Raw genomic sequence first — 20,667 nt, forward strand, 5'->3', positions numbered from 1 at the left:
CATAAAGGATAACTATTAATTATGCGTAATAACTGCTGGTTATGGGTTGGAAGGCTCCATCTGCGCCATTTCCCAGCCAATAAGGGCTTTTTTGCGGGTAGCGCCCCAGTGGTATTGGCCGGGTATACCCTCGCGTCTGATAACGCGATGGCAGGGAATGAGCCATGCTACCGGGTTTTGGCCAATGGCGGTACCTACGGCGCGGGAGGCATCCGGGCTGCCGATGCTTTTAGCGATCTGCTGGTAAGTGGATACTGCTCCCGGCGGTATTTGCAGCAAGGCCTGCCACACCTTTACCTGGAAGTTGGTACCCTGCACCAGCAGGTGCACCTTACCGCCCGGCATCCCCCCTTCGGGGAAGATCTGCTGCATATAACCGGCGGTAAAGGCCTGGTGCGGCTCTATATTGGCAAAGGCCCAGCGTTGTTTCAGGTCCTGCAGGGCGGCTTCCTCCTGCCCTTCCTCTACAAAGCTTAACCCGCAGATACCGCGTGGCGTAACGGCTATGAAACATTTGCCAAAAGGCGTATCGTGATACCCATACTGGATGGTAAGCCCGGCACCGCTATTGCGGAACTCGTTAGGCGTAACCGCTTCCATATTCACAAACAGGTCATATACCCGCGACTGGCTGGACAAGCCTGCCCATTCTGCCGCCTCTATGAGGTTGGAAGATGCCTGCAGCTTATCTTTCAGGTAAGCGGTAGTTAGGTATTGCAGGAACTTTTTTGGGCTTACACCCGCCCAGGCCGTGAACAGGCGCTGAAAATGGAAGGGACTCAGGTGCACCTGCGCGGCTACTTCGTCCAGGTCCGGCTGCTCCTTAAAGTTTTCGGACAGGTAATCGATAGCGGTGGCAATTCGATCGTAATTCAGTTTGTCTTGTATTTCCATTGTATTTGCATTTGTAATATCGCAAAAGTAGCTGAGATGGGGAGGGTGGGCAACCTGATAATTGCGGAATCAATGTGCTGATGTGCTAATATGCTAATGTGCTGGTTGGTAGATGATGTGCGGATGGCTCCTATGGCGGTTGATATTAGCACATCAGCACATTAAGAACTATCTTTGCGGCGCAAAAAGGCATAAAATATGGTTAATACGGCGATTTTTGATATGGATGGCTTGCTGATAGATTCTGAGCCATTATGGGGCAAGGCAATGCGGGAAGTATTTGCAACGGTAGGTGTGGAGCTGACCTCTGAGCTCACTTCCCAAACCACTGGTTTACGCACCGTAGAAGTAGTGGATTACTGGCACGACTATTTTCAATGGAACGGTAAAAGCCGGGAGCAGGTAACCACCGAGATCATTGATACCGTTATTTCTAAAATACTGGCCCAGGGCACTGCCATGGAGGGCCTGCATTATATCCTGGATTATTTCCGTACCAAGGGTTTCAAGCTGGGCTTAGCTTCTTCCTCTCCCCTGCGCCTGATAGAATCCGCACTGGATCACCTGGAGATCAAACCTTATTTCAACGCCATCCGCTCTGCGGAATTTGAATCGCATGGCAAACCCCACCCCGCAGTATACCTGGCCTGCGCAGAAGCGCTGGACAGCCATCCCCTGCACTGCCTGGCATTTGAAGATTCCGTTACCGGTATGATAGCCGCCAAGGCAGCCCGCATGAAAGTAGTGGTAGTACCTGAAGCGCACAACCGTAACGATAAACGTTATGCGCTGGCTGATCTGAAGCTGGATTCCCTGCTGGCTTTTGGTGATGCGGAATTAGCGCCGTTTGTGTAATTAAGCTGAAAGCAAAATGCAGAAAGCTTAACGCAGAACGCAATCAGCGTTAAGCATTAAGCTTTCTGCGTTAAGCGTAATTCATAGTTCGCTTATCACATAATCTGATAACAATCCATAATCATACACATCATACTCACTGCCGGAAGGATAACTATTTACATTCCGCCACATCCAGGGCGATACCAGACCCGGTGCAGGTTTGTTATGATGCGGGCCAAGTGTGTTCTTTAAGCTGCCGGTAACTATTACTTCTACGGTATTGTTACCACGCTTCACCAGGGGCGTAATATCCAGCGCATAGGGTGGTATATCAATAATACCAGCCTCTTGTCCATTCACTTTTACGGTAGCTACGGTACCTTTCCAATCCTGCAGCTGTACTATGTATGTTTTACCGGCAGCAGCCGTAAACTGTTTGCGGTAGCCCATTTCCTGCCCATACAAAGGTAATCCCTGCTGTTTCCAGCTACCGATCTTTGGCGTTAGGGGTGCATGCAAGGCAAACCCATGTTGCTGTGTTTCCAGGCTGAAATCACCCAGAATGTATACGGGTTCTATTTCTGCAAAAATGCGCATAGGCGTGGCCGTTATTTCCAGTGTGTTAATGCCAGGTTGTGCGGCGTTGCTGATATTGTATACAGCAAAAGACCTGTCCAGCCACCATTTGCCGGGTATGGGCATAAGCGTTTTGCCATTGAGCTTTACTTTCCAGATATCCGGGCGCTCTGCAACGGCTTGTAATGTTTGCCGGTTAATACCCTCACCCAGCGTGAAATGATAACGCGCGGTAAGCCTGCTGCCGGTGCGGAAAGTATTCCGGTCCACAATGTTACGCTTGTACTGTACAGAGGTATTCCAGGGGTTGCCGTTTGTAAAGCCAAAGTATTTGAAAGCCTTATCGGCAGCGTTGTACACATGCTGGTCTTTATATACACTGTCACCTAACTGCACATCGCAGAAATCAATGGTCAGCACATTGGGCTGCAGGCGTTGTACGGTGGAGGGTTTGGTATTTACCGGCGTACCGGTATGTAAAGGCATATAGGCGTTACCGGTACGCATATCCTTATTACTTACAAACCATAACATGCTGCCAGCGGGCGGCAGCTTGTATTGCAGGGTAAGTGTTTCCCCATTAGCGGTAGCCGGGTAATCCCACACTTTGCCGGTGCTTAGCTCCATTAACAGCACGTGTTTACCCTTTAGCTGTACCTGTCCGGCAGCGGTTTCCTGCATGCTGGCGTTGCTCAGGAATAAGAGCTGCCCATCGTCCAGCACACGGCGGTGGTGATACAATTTGCCTTTGGCGAGATCCAGCTGCGGAAAGCTAATGTCTGGGTTGGCGGGTAATTGCGGTGTTTCCTGTACAGTTAAATGTGCGCTTTGCAGCCAGCTTTTCAGCTGCGCATTATCCGCACCATTTACCTGCTGCGGCGCCTGCAGCATAATTACTTTACCACCGGCAGCCGTGTATTGCTGCAAGAGCTGAAAGGTAGTACTGTCCAGGTTATCTGTACCTGGCGGTATAATAACCGTGCTGTATGCACGTTTGCCAATAACAAACTTGTCACCTGCTACCTTGCCATGATCTTTGATAATGTTTTCAGAGCCCAGGTCATACTCCACCTGCTGCTTTTCCAGGCTGGTAACAAATTGCTGGAACTGCTGCGCTATTTCCCCGAAACGGTTATTTGTCTTTAAGGGGCTTACATACATCCAGGCGCTGGAAGTTGGCTCCAGTATAAGGATATTGTTCTGCTGCTGCCCTCTTGACAATGCCAGCGATAAGCGTGCAAAGTAACGGTTCAGCGATCCGTAATGCGGCCACCAGGGATTGTGATAGGAGAAGGATTGCGGGTAATCATATTTACGCGCGCCGTTAATGGTCATATCTGCCAGGTGCTGGTTCAGGGTATTTACTCCCAGTACAAAAGCCCAGTCGCCCAGGCGTTTCATATCCATAAAGGTAAGCTCCCAGCCGCCGCCACCGTAGGTTTCACAAAGCGTTCTTTGCTTGCCTAACTGGTTGGCTACACTGGCCAGCTCTTTTACTGCGCGGATATTTCCAAACTGCGCGTTGGGGCTTTTTTCATCAAACTGGTTAAACAGCAGGTCTATGCCGGGGCGCTGATGCCAGGCATACATGGCCATGTTATCTCCGCCATGATTGGGATCGGGCCAGGCATGTTCCCAGTAATGGCCCGTCCATTCCAGCCCTTTTTTACTGGTGTACTGCTGCCAGGGTTTAGACCAGCCATCAATGAACATTTGCAGCAGGGTTTGACGATAGTTATGCCGTACCTTTTTCCAATCGCCTGTTTCTTCGTATAAACATGGCAGGTAGTTCTGCAGATCATAACCCCAGGTTTGGCGAAAGCGGTTAAATAATTCCGGCGACCAGCGGATGTTACCTCCTCCCTGTGTTTCAATATTGGGCTCATCGGAAAATACGCCTTTCAGGGTTTTCCCAAACTCGGTCCCGCCTATCTGCTCATACCCGCGCATGGTTACATCAATGAACTTTTCTGTTACTCCTTTTACCATCAGGTCTACATAAGAAAAACCGCCGTACCAGTCGGAGCGCTCATAGTATTCTTTGCGGAACAAATAGTAAGTACCGGTTTTGCCGCGCTCCTGGTCCAGGTGCCGGGTAATGTTCTCAAAACCCTGGCCCTGCGCTTTCAGGCAGCAGTAGAATTTATTGGCTGTATCCGGCAGCTGGGTTACTTTGATCATGTGTAACATTTGCCCCTGGTTCCAGGATGCCGGCATTTGCGCCGGTACATGCCCGCCTGCAAAACCGCTGGGGTAAGAGTTCTCGTCATAGATCCAGATATCCAGCTTCAGCTGTTTTGCCTTTTTAAGCGCGTACTGCCAGTTCTCAAACCACTCATTACCCAAATATTCTGTTACCAGCCCCGGGCGCGGATGTACGAACACACCGCCAAAACCTTTGGCCTTAAAATCCACCAGCATACTGTCAATAATGTTATGGGTAACTTTCGTGTTCCATACCCAAAGCGGCGCACTGCCGTATTGCTGATCCGGTTGTGCAAACTGTTGCTGCAGGTAGGCGTAGCTACTTTTTGACGTGGAGCTTTGCGCATGTGCTGCCATGCTGATAAACAGGATCAGCAGGGCAGCTGTATAACATTTATACGAACCATATTTCTTCATAACGGGAATTTAATTGTGATAGCAAGAACACCTTGCTCCTGTTACAGCTGCGAGGTAAAACTGTAAGTACCGGAGCCTATCATTTCCGGCTTTTTACTACCCGGCATTATGATCCTGGCCTGGGTATTGGCAGGTATGGTTACTTCCAGCGCAAACTTTTTACCTTCTTTAAACCAGGCTACCTGCACCGGGCCGTGTAATGTTTCAAAACCAGCTTTTACCCAATCCATACCTGTTACCGGGATGGGCGCTATTTCCAGCATAGTAAAACCTTTGCTGTCAGGCGCCTGGCGTATGCCTGCCAGGCCGTTGTAAAACCATTCCATCAAATGCCCCAGCATCATGTGGTTATTGGATACATAACGCAGCGCAGGCCAGCTTTCTGTAAGCGCAGTAGCGCCGTGTTTCAGCTGGAAAGCATACCCCGGTACATCATCCCGCTTATTCATATCATACAGCAGCTGTGATGCGCCGCCATTGCTTAATACGCTCACCAGGTAGTGATAACCGATATCGCCTGCGGTTAATGCGTAGTTCCCTTTGCGGATGCTATCCTGCAGGTTGCGGAACACTTTTTGCCGGTAACGCTCTTCCACCAGACCGGTGTATAACGGCATGGCATAAGCGGTTTGGCTGCCGGTGGCATAAGTGCCGGTAGCCGGGTTAAAGAACTTTTTGTTAAATGCTTTCCGTATACTATCTGCCAGCGAGTGGTAGCGGCTCACATCTGCACGTTTGCCCAATGCCGTAGCTATTTTGGCCATGGCATCTGCATCCTGGTAGTATATAGCCGTAGCCGTTAGTGCCAAAGGTGTCAGCTGTGCAATGCCCGGGTGTTTGGGGCCCATATCATACCAATCACCCAGACCGTAGTCCAGGATGTGGTTTTGGGCGCGGCTGCCCAGGTAAGCTATATAACGCTGCATCATGTTATAGGCTCTTTCCAGCACCTGTTTATCGCCATACCAGGTGTACAGGAACCAGGGTATTTGTATGCTGGCGCTGCCCCATTCCGGCGAGTCGCGGAAGCCACCGTCAAACTCCACGTATTCCGGCGCAATGTCCGGCACCAGGCCATTGGGCAGCTGCGCCTCCATCATGTCATTTACCGTTTTGTTAAAGAGGTTCAGCACATCGTAGTTATAACCTACACAGTTGCGCAGCAAATAGGTTTGTTCCAGCCAGCCCAGTTTTTCGCGGTGCGGGCAATCAGTAGCTACGCTGGCCAGGTTGCTTTTTATGCCCCAGTTAATGAGGGTAAATATGCGGTTGAACAAAGTATCGGAACAGCTGAAGCTGCCCACGGTTGGCGCGCTGTTGCGGGTATGCAAAAAGGTAATATTCTGCAGCTGCGCGGAATCACTGTCTTTGTAAGTGGCGGCAGGCTCCGCACCTTCTACCATGGCATAACGCAGGCCGTAGTAGGAAAAACGGGGCGTCCATTCCTCCGTGCCTTCACCTTTAAGGGTATACGAAAAATAGTAGGGCGATCCGCTGGCTTTCTGATAAGGCAGGTGCTCATCATCCAGCAGCTCAGCGGGCGTAATACGTACTACTGCGCCCTTTTTCCCTTTTACTTTTATGCGGATAATGCCGGAGGCATTTTGCCCGAAGTCCACCACGTACTTACCAGGCTGCGGGGTATATGTTCTTTGTACTGTAAAGCTATCCATTACCTGCAGGGGATACTCCCGCTGGGCGCGCATTTCACCACCCGGGCTTTGTACGGGCAGGGCGGCCTTCCAGGCGGCGTCTTTAAAACCGGGCCGGCACCAGCCCTGCTGCTCCAAAGTAGCGTCATAACTTTCACCTCCGTAAATGCTGGTAAAAGTAACCGGCGACGGCGTTGTTTTCCAGCTATGATCGGTTACTATTTCTGTGCTGGTGCCATCGGTGTAACGGACCACCAGCTTAGCCCGCAGCATAGGGTAACCCTGTGCTATTACCAGCTTGCGGTAGCGCTCCCGGTTTACATTAAAGAACCCATTGCCTACTATGGCGCCTATTACGTTCTGCTCCGGTTTTAACTGTTCTGTTACATCAAAGCTGTTGTACAGGCATACCTTGTTGTAATTGGTCCAGCCGGGGGTTAGGAAATCATTACCTACCTTATTGCCGTTCAGATACAGCTCATACTGTCCCAGCCCGCTTACAAATACCAGCGCCTGCTGCACCTGTTTCTGCACCAGGAACGACTTGCTAAGGTATGGCACAATGGAGCGCTGCAGGCCTTTGCTGCCCAGCTTATTGCCGTTGCCATGCACACCGGGGTATATTTTACTGCTATCCGGCAGGTTTTCATAAGCTATCCATTGCGCTTTATTCCACTCCTGCGCCTGCATAATGCCGGTAGTAAAAACGCTGGCAGCAGTGGCCGGACCTCCTTTATTGGTCCACACCTCCACTTTCCAGTAACAGCTGGCGGCGCTTTGCAAAGGCTTGCCGGCATATGGTATAAAGCTGCTTTGTGCAGATGGGATCTTACCTGAATCCCACAGGTCGGGCGTGCCGGCCAGCAGGGCTTCGGATGTTGCTGCCAGCAGGCGGTAATGTGTTTGCTGCACATCCCGGCCTATAGATTCCAGCTGCCAGCTGAATACCGGCTGCGGTACATCTACACCTACCGGTGATTGCCGGGCTTCACAACGTAGGTCCTTTATATTTACTACGGCCAGGGATTGTGCATGTGTTTGCAGCTGGGCCAATAAGCACAGGGTAAAACACACACGGAAAAAATGTTGTTGTATCATAGTTGCTGTGATAGTTTCCGGTAATTGCGGGTGAACAATTGGTTACCCATAACGTAGAAATTTAAACAATAAAACGTGGAATTGCCGCTTATGAAAATAGGGCAGGGTTTCAGCAGGGGCATCCTATGGCGTCCTAGTGGAGGTGGGGTAAATAAAAAAATCCCCCGGCGTAAAACCGGGGGATTGGTATGTGAGCTTAAAGCTTGTCGTAATTATTCGCCTTTCTTCTCTTCGCCGCCTTCGTTCTGCTTCAGCTTTTCTCTCAGTTCGGCCAGTGCACCCAGATCGCCCAGGGTAGCTTTTTCTACCTTGCTCTGGAGGTTCTTCACTGCCTTACGGGTTTTGTCAGCATCTGCTCTCTTCTCTTTGTTAACGGCTTCTTTCTCTTCTGCTTTCTGAGCTTCCCAAACGCGGGTGTGAGATACCAGGATACGTTTTTCGCTGCGATCGAATTCGATGATCTGGAATTCTTTCACATCTTCCACGTTGATGGGTTTCTCATCTTCCGTGCGCAGGTGACGGGCAGGAGCGTAAGCTTCCAGGCCGTATTGCAGCTGTACAGTTGCACCTTTCTCATCTTTCTTCACTACGGTACCTTCATGGTGAGAACCAATCGGGAAGATAGTTTCAAAAGTGTTCCAGGGATCTTCCTCGATCTGTTTGTGACCCAGGCTCAGCTTGCGGTTATCTTTATCAATACCCAGAATTACTACTTCGATCTCGTTACCTACTTTCGTGTACTCGCTCGGGTGATTGAAACGTTTGATCCAGCTCAGGTCAGAGATGTGGATCATACCGCCGATACCGGTTTCCAGCTCTACGAACACGCCATAAGGAGTGATGTTCTTCACGATACCTTTGTGACGGCTTTCGAGCGGGAATTTAGTTTCGATAGTAGCCCATGGATCTTCTGTGAGCTGTTTAATAGACAGGCTCATTTTGCGCTCGTCCTTGCTCAGCGTTACTACCACTGCTTCGTACTCTTCGCCTAATTTGAAGAATTCTTTAGCATTGATAGGCGTAGAAGCCCAGGAGATCTCAGATACGTGCACCAGACCTTCTACACCAGGCAGAATTTCCAGGAATGCGCCGTAATCTTCAATGTTCACTACTTTACCTTTCACTTTAGCACCTTCGGTGATGTGTGCGGGTAAAGTATCCCACGGATGCGGGGTCAGCTGTTTGTAACCTAAGCTGATACGTTTCTTCTCGTCGTCGAAGTCCAATACCACCACATTGATCTTCTGATCCATCTGCAGTATTTCGCTCGGGTGAGAGATACGTCCCCAGCTGATGTCGGTGATGTACAGCAAGCCGTCCAGACCACCCAGGTCGATGAACGCACCGAAGTCGGTGATATTTTTGATAGTACCTTCCAATACCTGGCCTTTTTCCAGTTTGGAGATAATATCCACTCTTTGCTGCTCGATATCGCTTTCGATAAGCGCTTTGTGGGAAACTACGGCGTTGCGGATGGCTTCGTTCACCTTCACCACTTTGAACTCCATTGTTTTGCCTACAAACTGGTCGTAATCGGTAACCGGTTTCACATCGATCTGAGAACCGGGCAGGAATGTTTCCATACCATACACGTCTACGATCAGGCCGCCTTTGGTTTTGCTGGTAACGGTACCAGTAACCACTTCGCCTGTTTTGTACACTTCCACAATACGTTCCCATGCACGTTGCTGGCGAGCCTGTTTACGGCTCAGGTGCAGGTTACCGCTGCGGTCTTCTTTTTCTACTACCAGTACTTCGATCTCATCTCCTACTTTCAGGTTCTGCATGTCGCGGAACTCATTCAGGGAGATCAGACCATCGGATTTGAACCCGATGTTGATCACTACGTCGGTTTTGGTTAAACCTACTACCAGGCCGTTGATCAATCCATTTTCTTCAATTACCTTGAAGGTGCTGTCGTACGTTTGATCGTACTTAGCTTTTTCTTCTTTGTTGTAAGAAGAAACGTTCCGTTTGTCCACGCTCCAATCGAAATCATCATGAGCGGTGGCAACGGCAACAGGTTCATTTGGTGTCGCTGTTTCTACTGCGGCAGTAGCTGCCTGCGGAGCCTGTTGTTCAGCGTTTTGTTCGTTAATAATGTTGTTTTCTTCCAAAACTTGTCCTTTTATTGTGTTTAAAATTTCCCGGGATTTCGCCCAGAACCCTTTATTGGGACGGCAAAGATACTAAAAAAAATGCAGGAAATGTAGAAAAAGGGGTATTTTTCATTTCTCCGTTAAGTAGTAATTTTCAGATATGAATGGCACTTCTTTTCAATCGGATATTCGCTACTGGCTCAAGCAAGAAAATGCGGTAAACCATCTGCTAGTCTGGAACATAGCGATCTTTGTGGTATTGGGGCTTTTGCGCCTTGTAAGCTATTTCGGCGTTTCAGACCTGGTGTTCATGTTTTCCTATAACCAGATAGTGCTGCATTCGGAGCTCGGCGTTTTTCTCCGGAAACCCTGGGGGCTGATCACTTACATGTTTGCGCACCTGAACGTTTTTCATATTTTCTTCAATATGCTGAACCTGTTCTGGTTTGGCAACCTGTTCCGCTCTTTCCTGGGCAATAAACGCATACTTCCCCTGTACCTGCTGGGCGGTATTACCGGCGGCCTGGTATATATGCTCTGCTTTCACCTGCTGCTGCCGGCCGGCACTGATACTACCATGCTGGGCGCTTCTGCCTCTGTAATGGCCCTGCTGGTGGCCTGCGCTACCCTGATGCCCAACTATGAAATAGGCCTGCTGCTGATAGGCAGCGTACGGCTGAAATGGCTGGCCCTGGCAGTGATAGTGCTGGACCTGATCTCCATTCCACAGGGTAACCTGGGCGGCATACTGGCCCATGTGGGCGGTGCGGCCACGGGTTTCATTTACATTAAGCTGCTGCAGAACGGTACAGACCTGGGTCAACCTTTTGTATGGTGTTTTGAGGCCATTGCCAACCTGCGGAGCGGTAACCGATCCGCCACCAAACGCTCCTTTAAACCCAAAAAGTCCCCCCTGAAAGTGGTAAAAAAGAACATTGTGGAGAACAAACAGCTGCGGTTAGACCAGCTGCTGGACAAGATCAATGAAAGAGGGATCGAGAGCCTGAGCGCTGAGGAAAAGATCTGGCTGGATAAACATAGCCAGGAGTAGTAATGCGCTGCGCGCAGTCCATGGCCGATGGTCCATTGCCTGCTTCAAGTGCGTTAGTGAGCGGAATTAAGAATTAATAATCACGGAGGAAGGCGGTGCGAGTAACACCGATACCCTATATTTTTGGTTCCCCATGCAATGAATTACCTTTGCCCCATCATTAAGGATGAATAGAAGTACCTCCTTTACGGAAGTACTTGTGTATGCGATTATTAATTATTCATTCTTAATTATTAATTACTCAGAAGTATGAAAACGTTTAATGTTCCCATCATTTACCGCAGCCCGCTGATCACAGCTATAAAGCAAAAGCGCAAGCAACAGGACCGGATGAAGAAGGATTTTACCCCTACCCTGCTGGATTTTGGGGCATTGAAGATATTGCTGGCGCGGCATTTTGGGTTTTGCTACGGGGTGGAGAACGCCATTGAAATAGCTTTTAAGACCATCGAGGAAAATCCCGGCAAGCGCATTTTTTTGCTGAGTGAAATGATCCATAACCCCCATGTAAATAACGACCTGCTGGAAAAAGGGGTACAGTTCATCATGGACACCAGCGGTAAACAGCTGGTACCCTGGGAAGCTTTGCAACCGGATGATATTGTGATCATCCCTGCTTTTGGCACTACCCTGGAAATAGAGGCCCGGCTTACAAGCCTGGGCATTTCCCCCGTACAATACAATACGACCTGCCCCTTTGTGGAAAGGGTTTGGAATAAAGCAGAGCAGATCGGTGAAAAGAACTATACCGTAATTGTACATGGTAAGCCGGGGCACGAAGAAACCCGGGCCACCTTTTCCCACAGCCTGCATAATACGCCTACTGTTGTGGTGAACGATATAGCTGAAGCCAAAATACTGGGCGAGTTCATGACCGGGCAACGGCCGGCATCAGATTTTGCCGGTTTGTTCAAGGGCCAGTATTCCCCCGGGTTTAATGTGGAAACAGACCTGCAGCGGGTAGGCGTAGTGAACCAAACCACTATGCTGGCCACCGAAACCCAGGCCATTGCCGATTATATAAAAGGCGTGATCATGGAGCAATACCAGCTTACCGAAGCTACTGCCGGCGAACGGTTTGCCGATGCCCGCGATACCCTTTGTTATGCTACCAACGATAACCAGAGCGCGGTAAATGGCATGTTAGCCGCCAACGCGGACCTGGCCATTGTGGTGGGTGGCTATAACAGCTCCAACACCTCGCACCTGGTAGAGCTGTGCGAGGAAAAGATGCCTACTTACTTTATCTCCTCTGAAGAAAAGATCTTATCTGAAAAAGAGATCCTGCACTGGGATTTTCACCATAAGCAGGAGTTACACAGCCTGCACTTTTTACCGGAACAAACGCCGGCCACCATTATGCTTACCAGCGGCGCCTCCTGCCCGGATGCGCTGGTAGAAGGCGTGATCCGGAAGCTGCTGACGTTTTATGGTTTGGAACATAAGGCAGATGAGCTGGCGGACCAGCTAATGAATAATTAAGAATTAATAGTGAAGGATACACATTAAAAAAGACACCCGAGGGTGCCTTTTTTCTTTGGGGCTACTCAATGCTAGTAATGCAGAGAAAAAAAGAGTTTATATTATGCGATGTATTATCGAAGTATGATCGTATTCTTTAAACAAATGTACCGGTTCCATATAGCGCCTGCAACGTGTAATTATTATCCGGCAGATAATAGTAAATAAGTGGCGTGAATTGGTGAAAATCTGGAAGTACTAAAACTGCATGGCCCTCTTCAGGAACTCTGCTTTCCGGCGCCGCGATACCTCTACCTGCGTTCCATCTGTCATAAGAGCAAAGCCACCTTCTCCCTGTATATAGGACTGCATTTGCTGCAGGTTAATGAGGTGCGAGTTATGTACCCGGAAAAAGTCCAGGTCTGATAACAGCTCCTCAAACTCCTTTAACGGGCGGGACACCAGCAGGTTTTTCTTATCTGTAAAAAAGATCTTGGTATAGTTACCTGTGGATTCACAACGTACAATGTTCTGTACCGGCATAAACACCAGGCCATTAATGGTAGGCAGGGCTATTTTACGGTGGGTCTGATGCAGGGTTTTCATGTTCTGCAGGAACACTTCCAGGGGGGAGGAGGTGGGGGTGGCGCTACGGTTGCTCTTCCTTTCCCTGCACTTCTGCACCGCATCCTGCAGCTCCTGTACGCTGAAGGGCTTTAACAGGTAATCCAGGGCATTGAACTTGATAGCTTTTAAGGCATATTGCTCAAATGCGGTGGTGAAGATCACATCAAACCACAGCTTTTCAAACAGCTTTAACAGCTCAAATCCGTTCTGGTGGGGCATTTCCACATCCAGGAACACCAGGTCCGGCTGCAGCTCATCTATCAGGCCCTTGGCTTCCCGCACACTATTTACACCTCCGAGTACCGTTACCTCCGGGCATTTTTTCTGTAACATGGTTTGTAATGCATCTATACAGTGCTGCTCATCGTCCACAATGATCGCCTTGATTTCGCTCATGCTTATAGGTTTGTAGGTTTGTAGTTTCTGCTAAAAAATATGCTCCACCGGCAGCGTTATAGCTACTTGTGTACCGGCGGGTGTACCATCTTCTGATTCCAGGTCGGTGATAGTGACGTTTGTATCCCTGCTGTTATTGATCTTACGGATCAGGTCTATACGGCCTTCTGTTACCTGCATGCCCATTGAGCGGTGTGTTTCCCCTTTTTTGGCCTTTATTTCCAGCGCTCTTTTGCGGCCGATCCCGTTGTCTGTAACCATGCAAATGAGCGTACGGCCGCTGCGCATGGTAATGCTGATGTCCAGCATACCCTTGCCTGATTTATGCACTAACCCGTGCCAGATGGCATTTTCCACATAGGGTTGTATGATCATGGGGGGCAACATTACTTCATCATCATTAATATCGTCTGCTATGTTAATACGGTATTCAAATACACCGTTGCAGCGCAGGCGTTCCAGGTCCAGGTACAGGCGCAGGGACTCTACTTCCTTGTTCAGGGAAATGAAGGTGTGCTGGGTATTGTCCAGGATCATGCGCATTAGCTTGGAGAACTTGGTGAGGTAGTCTGATGCTTCCTCCTGGCTGTTACTCCATATAAACCGGTGAATGGAGCTTAAGGAGTTAAAGATAAAGTGCGGGTTCATTTGCGCACGCAGGGAGCGCAGCTCCAGCTGCAAGGTATGCTTATTGGCCTCCAGGTTACGGTGGCGGATATAGAAAAAGGCGCCTACGGCCAGCATCAGTAAAAAACCGGCGGTAGAGAACATGTATACAATGTTACGTTTGGTGCGCAGCTCGCTGAGCTGTTTATCGTGCTCCAGGGCTTTGATCTGGATATCTTTACGGTCCACTTCATAAATGGCCCTGGTTTGGGCTAATGCCATGGCGGCGTTTTCATCCAGTATGCTATCCTTATATAACAGCGACCTGTCTGTAAATTCCAGGGAGCGCTTAAAATCACCACTGGCCTTATAATCTGCGGCCAGGGCTTTATACACCTCCAGCAGCATGGATTTAAAGCGCCAGTGCAGGCTAAGGTCCAGGGACTGCTGTATGTACCTGCGGGCTTCTTCATGTTTGCCCTGCCGGCTTAACAGCATACCTATATTCAGATAACTTTCAGCTATGTGGATCTTATCCTCCACCTTATCATTCACGGCCAGGGCCTTTTGCAGGGCCTCCATGGCATGGGTGTAATCCTTTTTTTCCTGGTAGGCATTGCCCAGGGAGTTATAACATATAGCCATGCCCGTATTATTCTTCAGCTTCTGGTTTACGGCCAGGGAACGTTTGTAGAATTCAATGGCCAGATCTATTTTGCCCAGCCCCTGGTAAGCATATCCAATGTTGCCCAGGTTAATGGCCTCGCCCAGCTCATTTTTGTTTTTTTCTTCCAGCTCCAGGGCTTTGGTAAAGTGGCCGATGGCGTCTGTATATTTTTCGGTAGAGAGCTCTATGTTGCCAATACTGTTAATGGCTACGCAAACACTGCGTACATCATTAGCCCTTTCTGCGGCCTGCAGGGCCCTGAAATGGTAATCAAATGCTTTCTGCAGCTGGTCCATACGCCGGTTATCCACACCTGCATTGTTAAGGGATATGCTGATAAGGCGATCGTCCTTTGTTTCCTCTGCGTACTTAATTGCTTTTTCGTGATAGTCGTTAGCGAGGATATATTCTGAGCGGTTCCTTTTGGCGGTGCCTACTTCATTATATACATTGGCCAGGCCCCGTGAGTAGCGGATGCGTTGTCCAAGGGTAATGGCTTCCTGAAAAAAAGCATTCTCTTCTTTCCTGCCGTCAAAGAAACGGGCCATTGCTTTGCCCTTTGCAATATACCAGTTCACTTTGCCGGAGTCATTTGGCAAGGCTTTGGCGGAATCAAGCGTACGATTTACCAGCAATGAGTCTTGCCCCCGTAAACGCCCATTTGCCCATAAGGTCAAAATCAATAAAATACAGGCACCTTTGCTGAACATGGATCAGTAGGGATAGAACTTACACAATTTAAGTAATTAATCACTAATTAAGACTGAATAATTAATACTGTAGCGCATTTGCACCTTTGTCCCCAATTTTTGACCGTAACCGGCATTAAATGTTACCGGTTCACGGGATTGATAAAAAAGCGAAAGGGCGAAAGAATTCGCCCCTTCTTCCTATTAACCGAATACACCTACTGAAAACATGAAATAAGACTGAAAAACAATCCTATTCCACATTAAGTTTTAATAATAATAACAGCCGTCCTGGCAACCTGTCCAGCCGTTAATTTTATATAGATAAAAATTTCTATTATCGGTTAATAGCAGAGGTCTTTTGGATACAGTTAGGCTAAAATCTTCCAAAACACATTATAGTCATCGTTATACTGCACCTATTTCCTGCCCTGCTTAATATTTAATCATACCAAACACGTGCACACAACATTTTATTGCGCGCCCAAAGATCAAGCATGGCTTTTACACATGGATAAGGTGGAAAATTATGTACGGTAGGAGATTCTAAAGGATGTGGTAAATTATTGGAGTGATCCGCAGGTCAACGGATTCAAAACAAATTTATAAAACCTTTCTTTAAAATGGAAAAATATTTACACTGCCGGCATAAATATTTATATTTCAAGGTGTATTATGAGGTCAGGATGACTGCACCATCATGGCATCCTCTACCCACTGCAGAGCTAACAGCAGCTGTTCTTCCATGCTTAATTGGCTGTTATCCAATATAATAGCATCTGCAGCTTTGCGCAGCGGGCTTATTTCCCGGTTAGAATCTATATAATCCCGCAGCTCCAGGTTTTCTTTTACTTCCTGGATAGTGATGCTCTTATTTTTTGCGTACAGCTCTTTAAAACGGCGTTCTACCCGTATGGCGGTATCTGCTGTCATGAAGATCTTCAGCTCTGCTTTAGGGAATACTGTAGTGCCTATATCCCGGCCATCCATTACGATCCCCTTCTTCTCTCCCATTTGCTGCTGCTGTGCTACGGCAAACTCCCGTACTTCTTTCACGGCAGCTACCTCGCTCACTTTTTCAGCTACCAGCATATCCCGGATCAGGTGCTCTACATTTTCACCATTGAGGTAAATGGAGGCCTGGCCTTCATTGGTTTCATCGTATTCAAATTCCAGGTGAATGTTTTGCAGGGCTTCTTTTACAGCGGCAGTGTCTGACCAGCTTACCTGGTTTTGTATGAAGTAGAAGGTGATAGCCCGGTACATAGCTCCGCTGTCAATGTACACGTAATCCAGCTGCCTGGCCAGCTGTTTGGCCAGTGTGCTTTTTCCACAGGAGGAGTAACCGTCTATCGTTATAATGATCTTCTTCAAAACCGGGTGTTTGTACAAAAGTAAGAAAAAAGCGAAAAGGTGAAAGCATAAAGCATAAAGCTGAATGCAGCGGATGATGATGATTACAAAGATGGCGGATCTAGTAATGCAAAAAGCTGAAGGCCTGCGCAGTGGTGTACACTGCTTTATGCTTTCAGCTTTTTGCTTTATGCTTTTACTGTTGTCCCAGCACTACCACCTTTGTGCGGTAAGCTACTGCCTGGGTATCCTTATGGTACAGCACCAGGTAGTACAGGCCGGCCGGCAGCTCTTTCACCAGCACATCGCCTTCATTCTGTATATCATACTGGCGCAGGATCTGGCCCCAGTTATTGATCAGCTGCATATGCAGTGCCTGGCGGATGCCGCGGATGCGTACTTTAAACTGCCCAAGGTTCGGGTTGGGATATACATCTATCTGGATCAGCGGCGGTACGGCCCTGATCACGGAGTACACTATCTGGCCATTTCGTCCTATCACTTTTATGCGGTAATAGGTCCAGCCATCATAGCTGTTGTTATTATCCTGGTAAGTGTAATCCAAACGTTTATTGCTATAACCACCAGGGGCTTTGGTAGGTACCCTGCCAATGGTGGTAAAGGCGGTATCATCCTCAAAGCGGCGCTCTATTTCAAACACGTAGTTATTTACCTCCTGGCTGGTGCTCCATTCCAGGTGCACCTTATCCCAGGCTAAACGCCAGGCCTGAAAATCGATGATGGTAGCTGGCGGGCGCAGGGCGGTGAACAGTACGGTTTTGGAAAAATATTCGTTGGTGAGCAGGCCGTCAGTAAAGCTGCGCAGGTGCATGGTGGCCCCGCTCATAGGTACGGTAGTAAGCGTACCTGCCTGCGGCTGGTATTGCAGCGTGCTGAGCTTATCCCAGGCGGTTGCATTATAATGATTAATATAGCTGCTATCCCGGTACGTAGCATAAATAGGCATTTCCATGCTGTTCATGTGCTGCAGGATCACATCTGTAGGTGCGCTGCCGTTTTGCAGGTGGCCTATATTCCAGGTTTTGGTAATAAAGGTATCCTGCAGGGCAGTACCACCACTGGCGGCCGTATAAATGCTGTCGAACACGCGTACCTTAAACATATCTGCCGTGCCCTGGTATGCCAGCGCTGCCGGGGCATAGTTATTTACATCTGTACCTACAGGGAACACTACCCTGCCTGAAGTGCCCATCAAACCTTCCCGGTAAAGAAAACCGCCTACTGAACCGGTACCTGTTACCACAAAACGCTGATCACTGTAACCGGTAATGGTGCCGGGCGACTGGTGGCCTACCACCAGGTTCCAGCCGTTCAGGAAAATGTGCCCGTTGCTGAAGCTAAGGGTACGGCGTACTTTCAGATCACTCAGATCATCCAGCAGCAAACCGGAGGGGTTATTAAGCTCTAAGTTAGGGAAGCTGGTACCTGTGCCGCTGGCTACGTTGTAGTTGCCAAACACGGTTTGCTGGCCCATATTGCCGTACAGGATATTGTTGGAGGAAAAGCGGAATATACCACCGGTACCACTATTACCGCCTGTTTCATCAGGCAGCGTAGCTGCGTTACCGTTGGTCCACTTCTTACCCAGGAAGTATAATAAGGAATTAGGATTGGAGCCCAGGGAACCCTCCTGCTGCATGTTGCCGAAAACGGCTACAGGAGCATTGTTGCCGCCAAACATCCAGACCTGGCCGCCGGGGGGAATGTAGGTGCCCTGCTGGGCTAAGCCAAGGGTGGCTACACCAAGTAAGCATAAGGATAAAAGATATTTGAGCGCTTTTAGTTTCACTATAAGATCTGTTCCCTGTGGTTAGAATTGAGCAAGGATATACCAGTTAGTGCCATCTGACTGGATTGTCCAGGATCTGTTTGCCGTTGCTGTAAAAGTCACCCCATTACCTCCGTTAGCCGTTGCAAGGTTGCTACCATCCAATGTACCGGTGGTGGATTTAATATAAACAGTACCGGTTGCGGATACACGTTTTACAACATAGATCCTGCCGGCACAGGTGCTGGCAGCAGGTATATTAATTGTTGCATTACCGGTACCTGTTTTTATAAAAGTGTAATCATCTGCCGTTAAAGTAGTATTAGTACCGGACCTTATTGGCATTGAAAGGCTGCCTCTCACATCTAAAGTACTTGCAGGCGTATTAGTGCCAATCCCCAGCTCTTTACTGCTATTATCCCAGTGCAGATTTGCATCATCCTGCCTTACTTCTGTAGTCGCATCGGTGGTTGCACCGGCAAAAATAAGCCCTCCATTTGTGAAGATGTTATCACCATGTGTAGTAACCACCTTATACCAGGGATTACCTGCATTTGAAGTAAGCGGTGCGGTATTACCAGCCCATTCTTTTACAGCAAAGCCATTTTTATCAAAGTATAACTGCGTGGTAAAGGCGCCATTCTGGAAGGATAATACGCTGTATGCAAAAGCGGTGGTTCCTAAAGGCCCGTTCGTTACCACCCCTGTCATTGGATTCGGGTTGGACCATATTTTCATGCGGTAGTTGGCATCCGGCGCATCTGCATTACTGATATCATTTGTAAGCAGCGTACCATAAGAAGCGCCGCCGGTAATATCCGGGGCCGGCAGCCATAAACTCCTGGTTGGATTCCATTTCAACACGTCGCCGGTACCTGGTACAGAATCCAGTATGTTGCGGTTCTGGAACTTGTTAGCATTCCAGATGTTGCTTGTGTTATTTGCAGTTAAAGTACCGGTGGCAATTCCCAACGTTGTAGTGTTTATAGCCATGTTGGCAATATCTCCATTGGCATCGCGGCCTAACAGGCTGGCGGGTGTACCTGCGCTACCGGTAAGGCGCATATCTCCCTGCACTTCCAGCTTACGTACAGGTACGGCATTGGTGCCTATGCCCACTTTGCCGCTCTGTAAACGCATCATTTCGGTGAAGGTAGTTGTTGCGTAGTTATAACTTTTGAACAGGATAGGCTCGTCTCCATCATCGCCAATAATAAATTCAAAACCGCCATTGTTGGCAGTGCCGGTGGCGCCCATCTCAAAATAATCAGTACCGGCGGATGCGCCTTTGATGCGGAAGTTACCGTCCGCAGTGGTCCACATCTTGGGTTTATAGAAGCTAACGGCAGCGGGTACCTCAAACTGCAAAGCAGAGCGTACCCAGGTTACCTTTTCATCATTATCTGTGTAGTCCGGGTACGTTTCTGTTAAACCTAAGGTCTGGCGGCGGCCAAACTCCAGGTAAGGCTGGCTGTTGGAGCGCAGGCTCATCTTTTTATCGTCTGTGGTACCCAGGAAGTTGAGGGTCTGATCTACCCCGGCATTACCGGTGATCAGCCAGTTATTGGCCCCCGCGTTGGTGGTTACAATAACATCTCCATTGTTATTAATGGATAATACCTTGCTGTTATAAGCCTGCACAGTGGCAGTGCCCAGATCTTTTAAACGTAAACCGGAGGTGCCGGTAGCCGCTGTGGTGCCTGCTACTTCCAGCTTATTGTTAGGGGTATTGGTGCCAACGCCCAGGCGGCTGTTGGCAATATCCCAGAAAAAGTTTGTGTTGTTCTGCGCTACGTTAGTGCCATTCATAAACAGCACTGAACCGCTGGCCAGTGAGGGAAGCCCTAAAGTGCCGCCAATACTGCCATTGCCGCTAATAGAAAAACCGGCCGTTTGTGTACCGGCGCTCAGGTTTTGTATATAGTCATTTAATCCTACACCGCTACCCAGCTTTTGCCAAATACCGTTTGCGCGTACCCGTAATGATTTGTCTGGTGTAAAGTAAATGATGGTTCCATCCAATGCGGTATTCAAAGGCGCAGAAAGCGTATCGGAGATACGTGTTAATAATAAGCCCTGTTTGGTACTTTCCAGCTCCAGCAATGCAGATTTCTGTATTACAGTGGGGGTGGTACCCAGCTTAAGCTGTTGCGCCTGCAAAGCAGTGCTGATGCAGAAACACAGGGTGGCCAATATAGATAGACGGATAGGTAGAACTATTTTCATCACAAACTCGCTTGCGTATGGTTA

12 protein-coding genes are annotated in these 20,667 nt (G+C 48.8%); 3 read left to right on the forward strand and 9 right to left on the reverse strand.

Translation table 11 applies throughout. From position 1 onward, the window contains the following. Positions 1–39: 39 nt before the first annotated feature. Complete coding sequence (locus tag KVT36_RS00815) at positions 40–894, reverse strand: methylated-DNA--[protein]-cysteine S-methyltransferase (RefSeq protein ID WP_089917186.1); 855 nt, start codon at positions 892–894, stop codon at positions 40–42. Positions 895–1,092: 198 nt separating this feature from the next. On the opposite strand from KVT36_RS00815, the gene hxpB reads away from it, so the two are divergent. Beyond that, complete coding sequence (hxpB, locus tag KVT36_RS00820; RefSeq protein ID WP_217601606.1) at positions 1,093–1,749, forward strand: hexitol phosphatase HxpB; 657 nt, start codon at positions 1,093–1,095, stop codon at positions 1,747–1,749. A gap of 81 nt (positions 1,750–1,830) precedes the next feature. Here hxpB and KVT36_RS00825 read toward each other — a convergent pair whose 3' ends face one another. From KVT36_RS00825 to rpsA, 3 genes are all read right to left on the reverse strand, one after another. Continuing rightward, the gene (locus KVT36_RS00825) at positions 1,831–4,929 is read right to left on the reverse strand and encodes a glycosyl hydrolase (RefSeq protein WP_217601607.1); all 3,099 of its coding nucleotides are present in this window, start codon (positions 4,927–4,929) and stop codon (positions 1,831–1,833) included. A gap of 41 nt (positions 4,930–4,970) precedes the next feature. Further along, complete coding sequence (locus tag KVT36_RS00830; protein WP_217601608.1) at positions 4,971–7,679, reverse strand: alpha-L-rhamnosidase; 2,709 nt, start codon at positions 7,677–7,679, stop codon at positions 4,971–4,973. 212 nt (positions 7,680–7,891) lie between these two features. Continuing rightward, positions 7,892–9,796: a 30S ribosomal protein S1 gene (gene rpsA, locus KVT36_RS00835; protein WP_217601609.1), complete on the reverse strand. Its 1,905-nt coding sequence runs from the start codon at positions 9,794–9,796 to the stop codon at positions 7,892–7,894. A 142-nt stretch (positions 9,797–9,938) separates the two neighbouring features. On the opposite strand from rpsA, the gene KVT36_RS00840 reads away from it, so the two are divergent. Beyond that, on the forward strand, positions 9,939–10,829 hold the full coding sequence (locus KVT36_RS00840) for a rhomboid family intramembrane serine protease (protein WP_217601610.1): 891 nt from the start codon (positions 9,939–9,941) through the stop codon (positions 10,827–10,829). Positions 10,830–11,078: 249 nt separating this feature from the next. Further along, on the forward strand, positions 11,079–12,311 hold the full coding sequence (locus KVT36_RS00845; protein ID WP_217601611.1) for a 4-hydroxy-3-methylbut-2-enyl diphosphate reductase: 1,233 nt from the start codon (positions 11,079–11,081) through the stop codon (positions 12,309–12,311). A gap of 237 nt (positions 12,312–12,548) precedes the next feature. On the opposite strand, the gene KVT36_RS00850 is transcribed toward KVT36_RS00845, so the two are convergent. The 5 genes from KVT36_RS00850 to KVT36_RS00870 form a co-directional block, all read right to left on the reverse strand. Then, positions 12,549–13,313, reverse strand: coding sequence for a LytTR family DNA-binding domain-containing protein (locus KVT36_RS00850; RefSeq protein ID WP_217601612.1), 765 nt, complete (start codon positions 13,311–13,313; stop codon positions 12,549–12,551). Between the two features lie 30 nt (positions 13,314–13,343). Then, a complete protein-coding gene (locus KVT36_RS00855; protein ID WP_217601613.1) occupies positions 13,344–15,185 on the reverse strand; it encodes a tetratricopeptide repeat protein in 1,842 nt (613 codons plus the stop codon). Positions 15,186–15,956: 771 nt separating this feature from the next. Then, positions 15,957–16,649 (reverse strand): (d)CMP kinase, encoded by a 693-nt coding sequence (gene cmk / locus KVT36_RS00860; protein ID WP_217601614.1) that lies wholly within the window; start codon positions 16,647–16,649, stop codon positions 15,957–15,959. A 175-nt stretch (positions 16,650–16,824) separates the two neighbouring features. Then, on the reverse strand, positions 16,825–18,438 hold the full coding sequence (locus KVT36_RS33090; RefSeq protein WP_217601615.1) for a T9SS type A sorting domain-containing protein: 1,614 nt from the start codon (positions 18,436–18,438) through the stop codon (positions 16,825–16,827). 21 nt (positions 18,439–18,459) lie between these two features. Next, the gene (locus KVT36_RS00870; protein ID WP_217601616.1) at positions 18,460–20,643 is read right to left on the reverse strand and encodes a hypothetical protein; all 2,184 of its coding nucleotides are present in this window, start codon (positions 20,641–20,643) and stop codon (positions 18,460–18,462) included. Between the last annotated feature and the right edge of the window lie 24 nt (positions 20,644–20,667).

The organism is Chitinophaga sp. GbtcB8, from assembly GCF_019091455.1.
Classification (GTDB): Bacteria; Bacteroidota; Bacteroidia; order Chitinophagales; family Chitinophagaceae; genus Chitinophaga.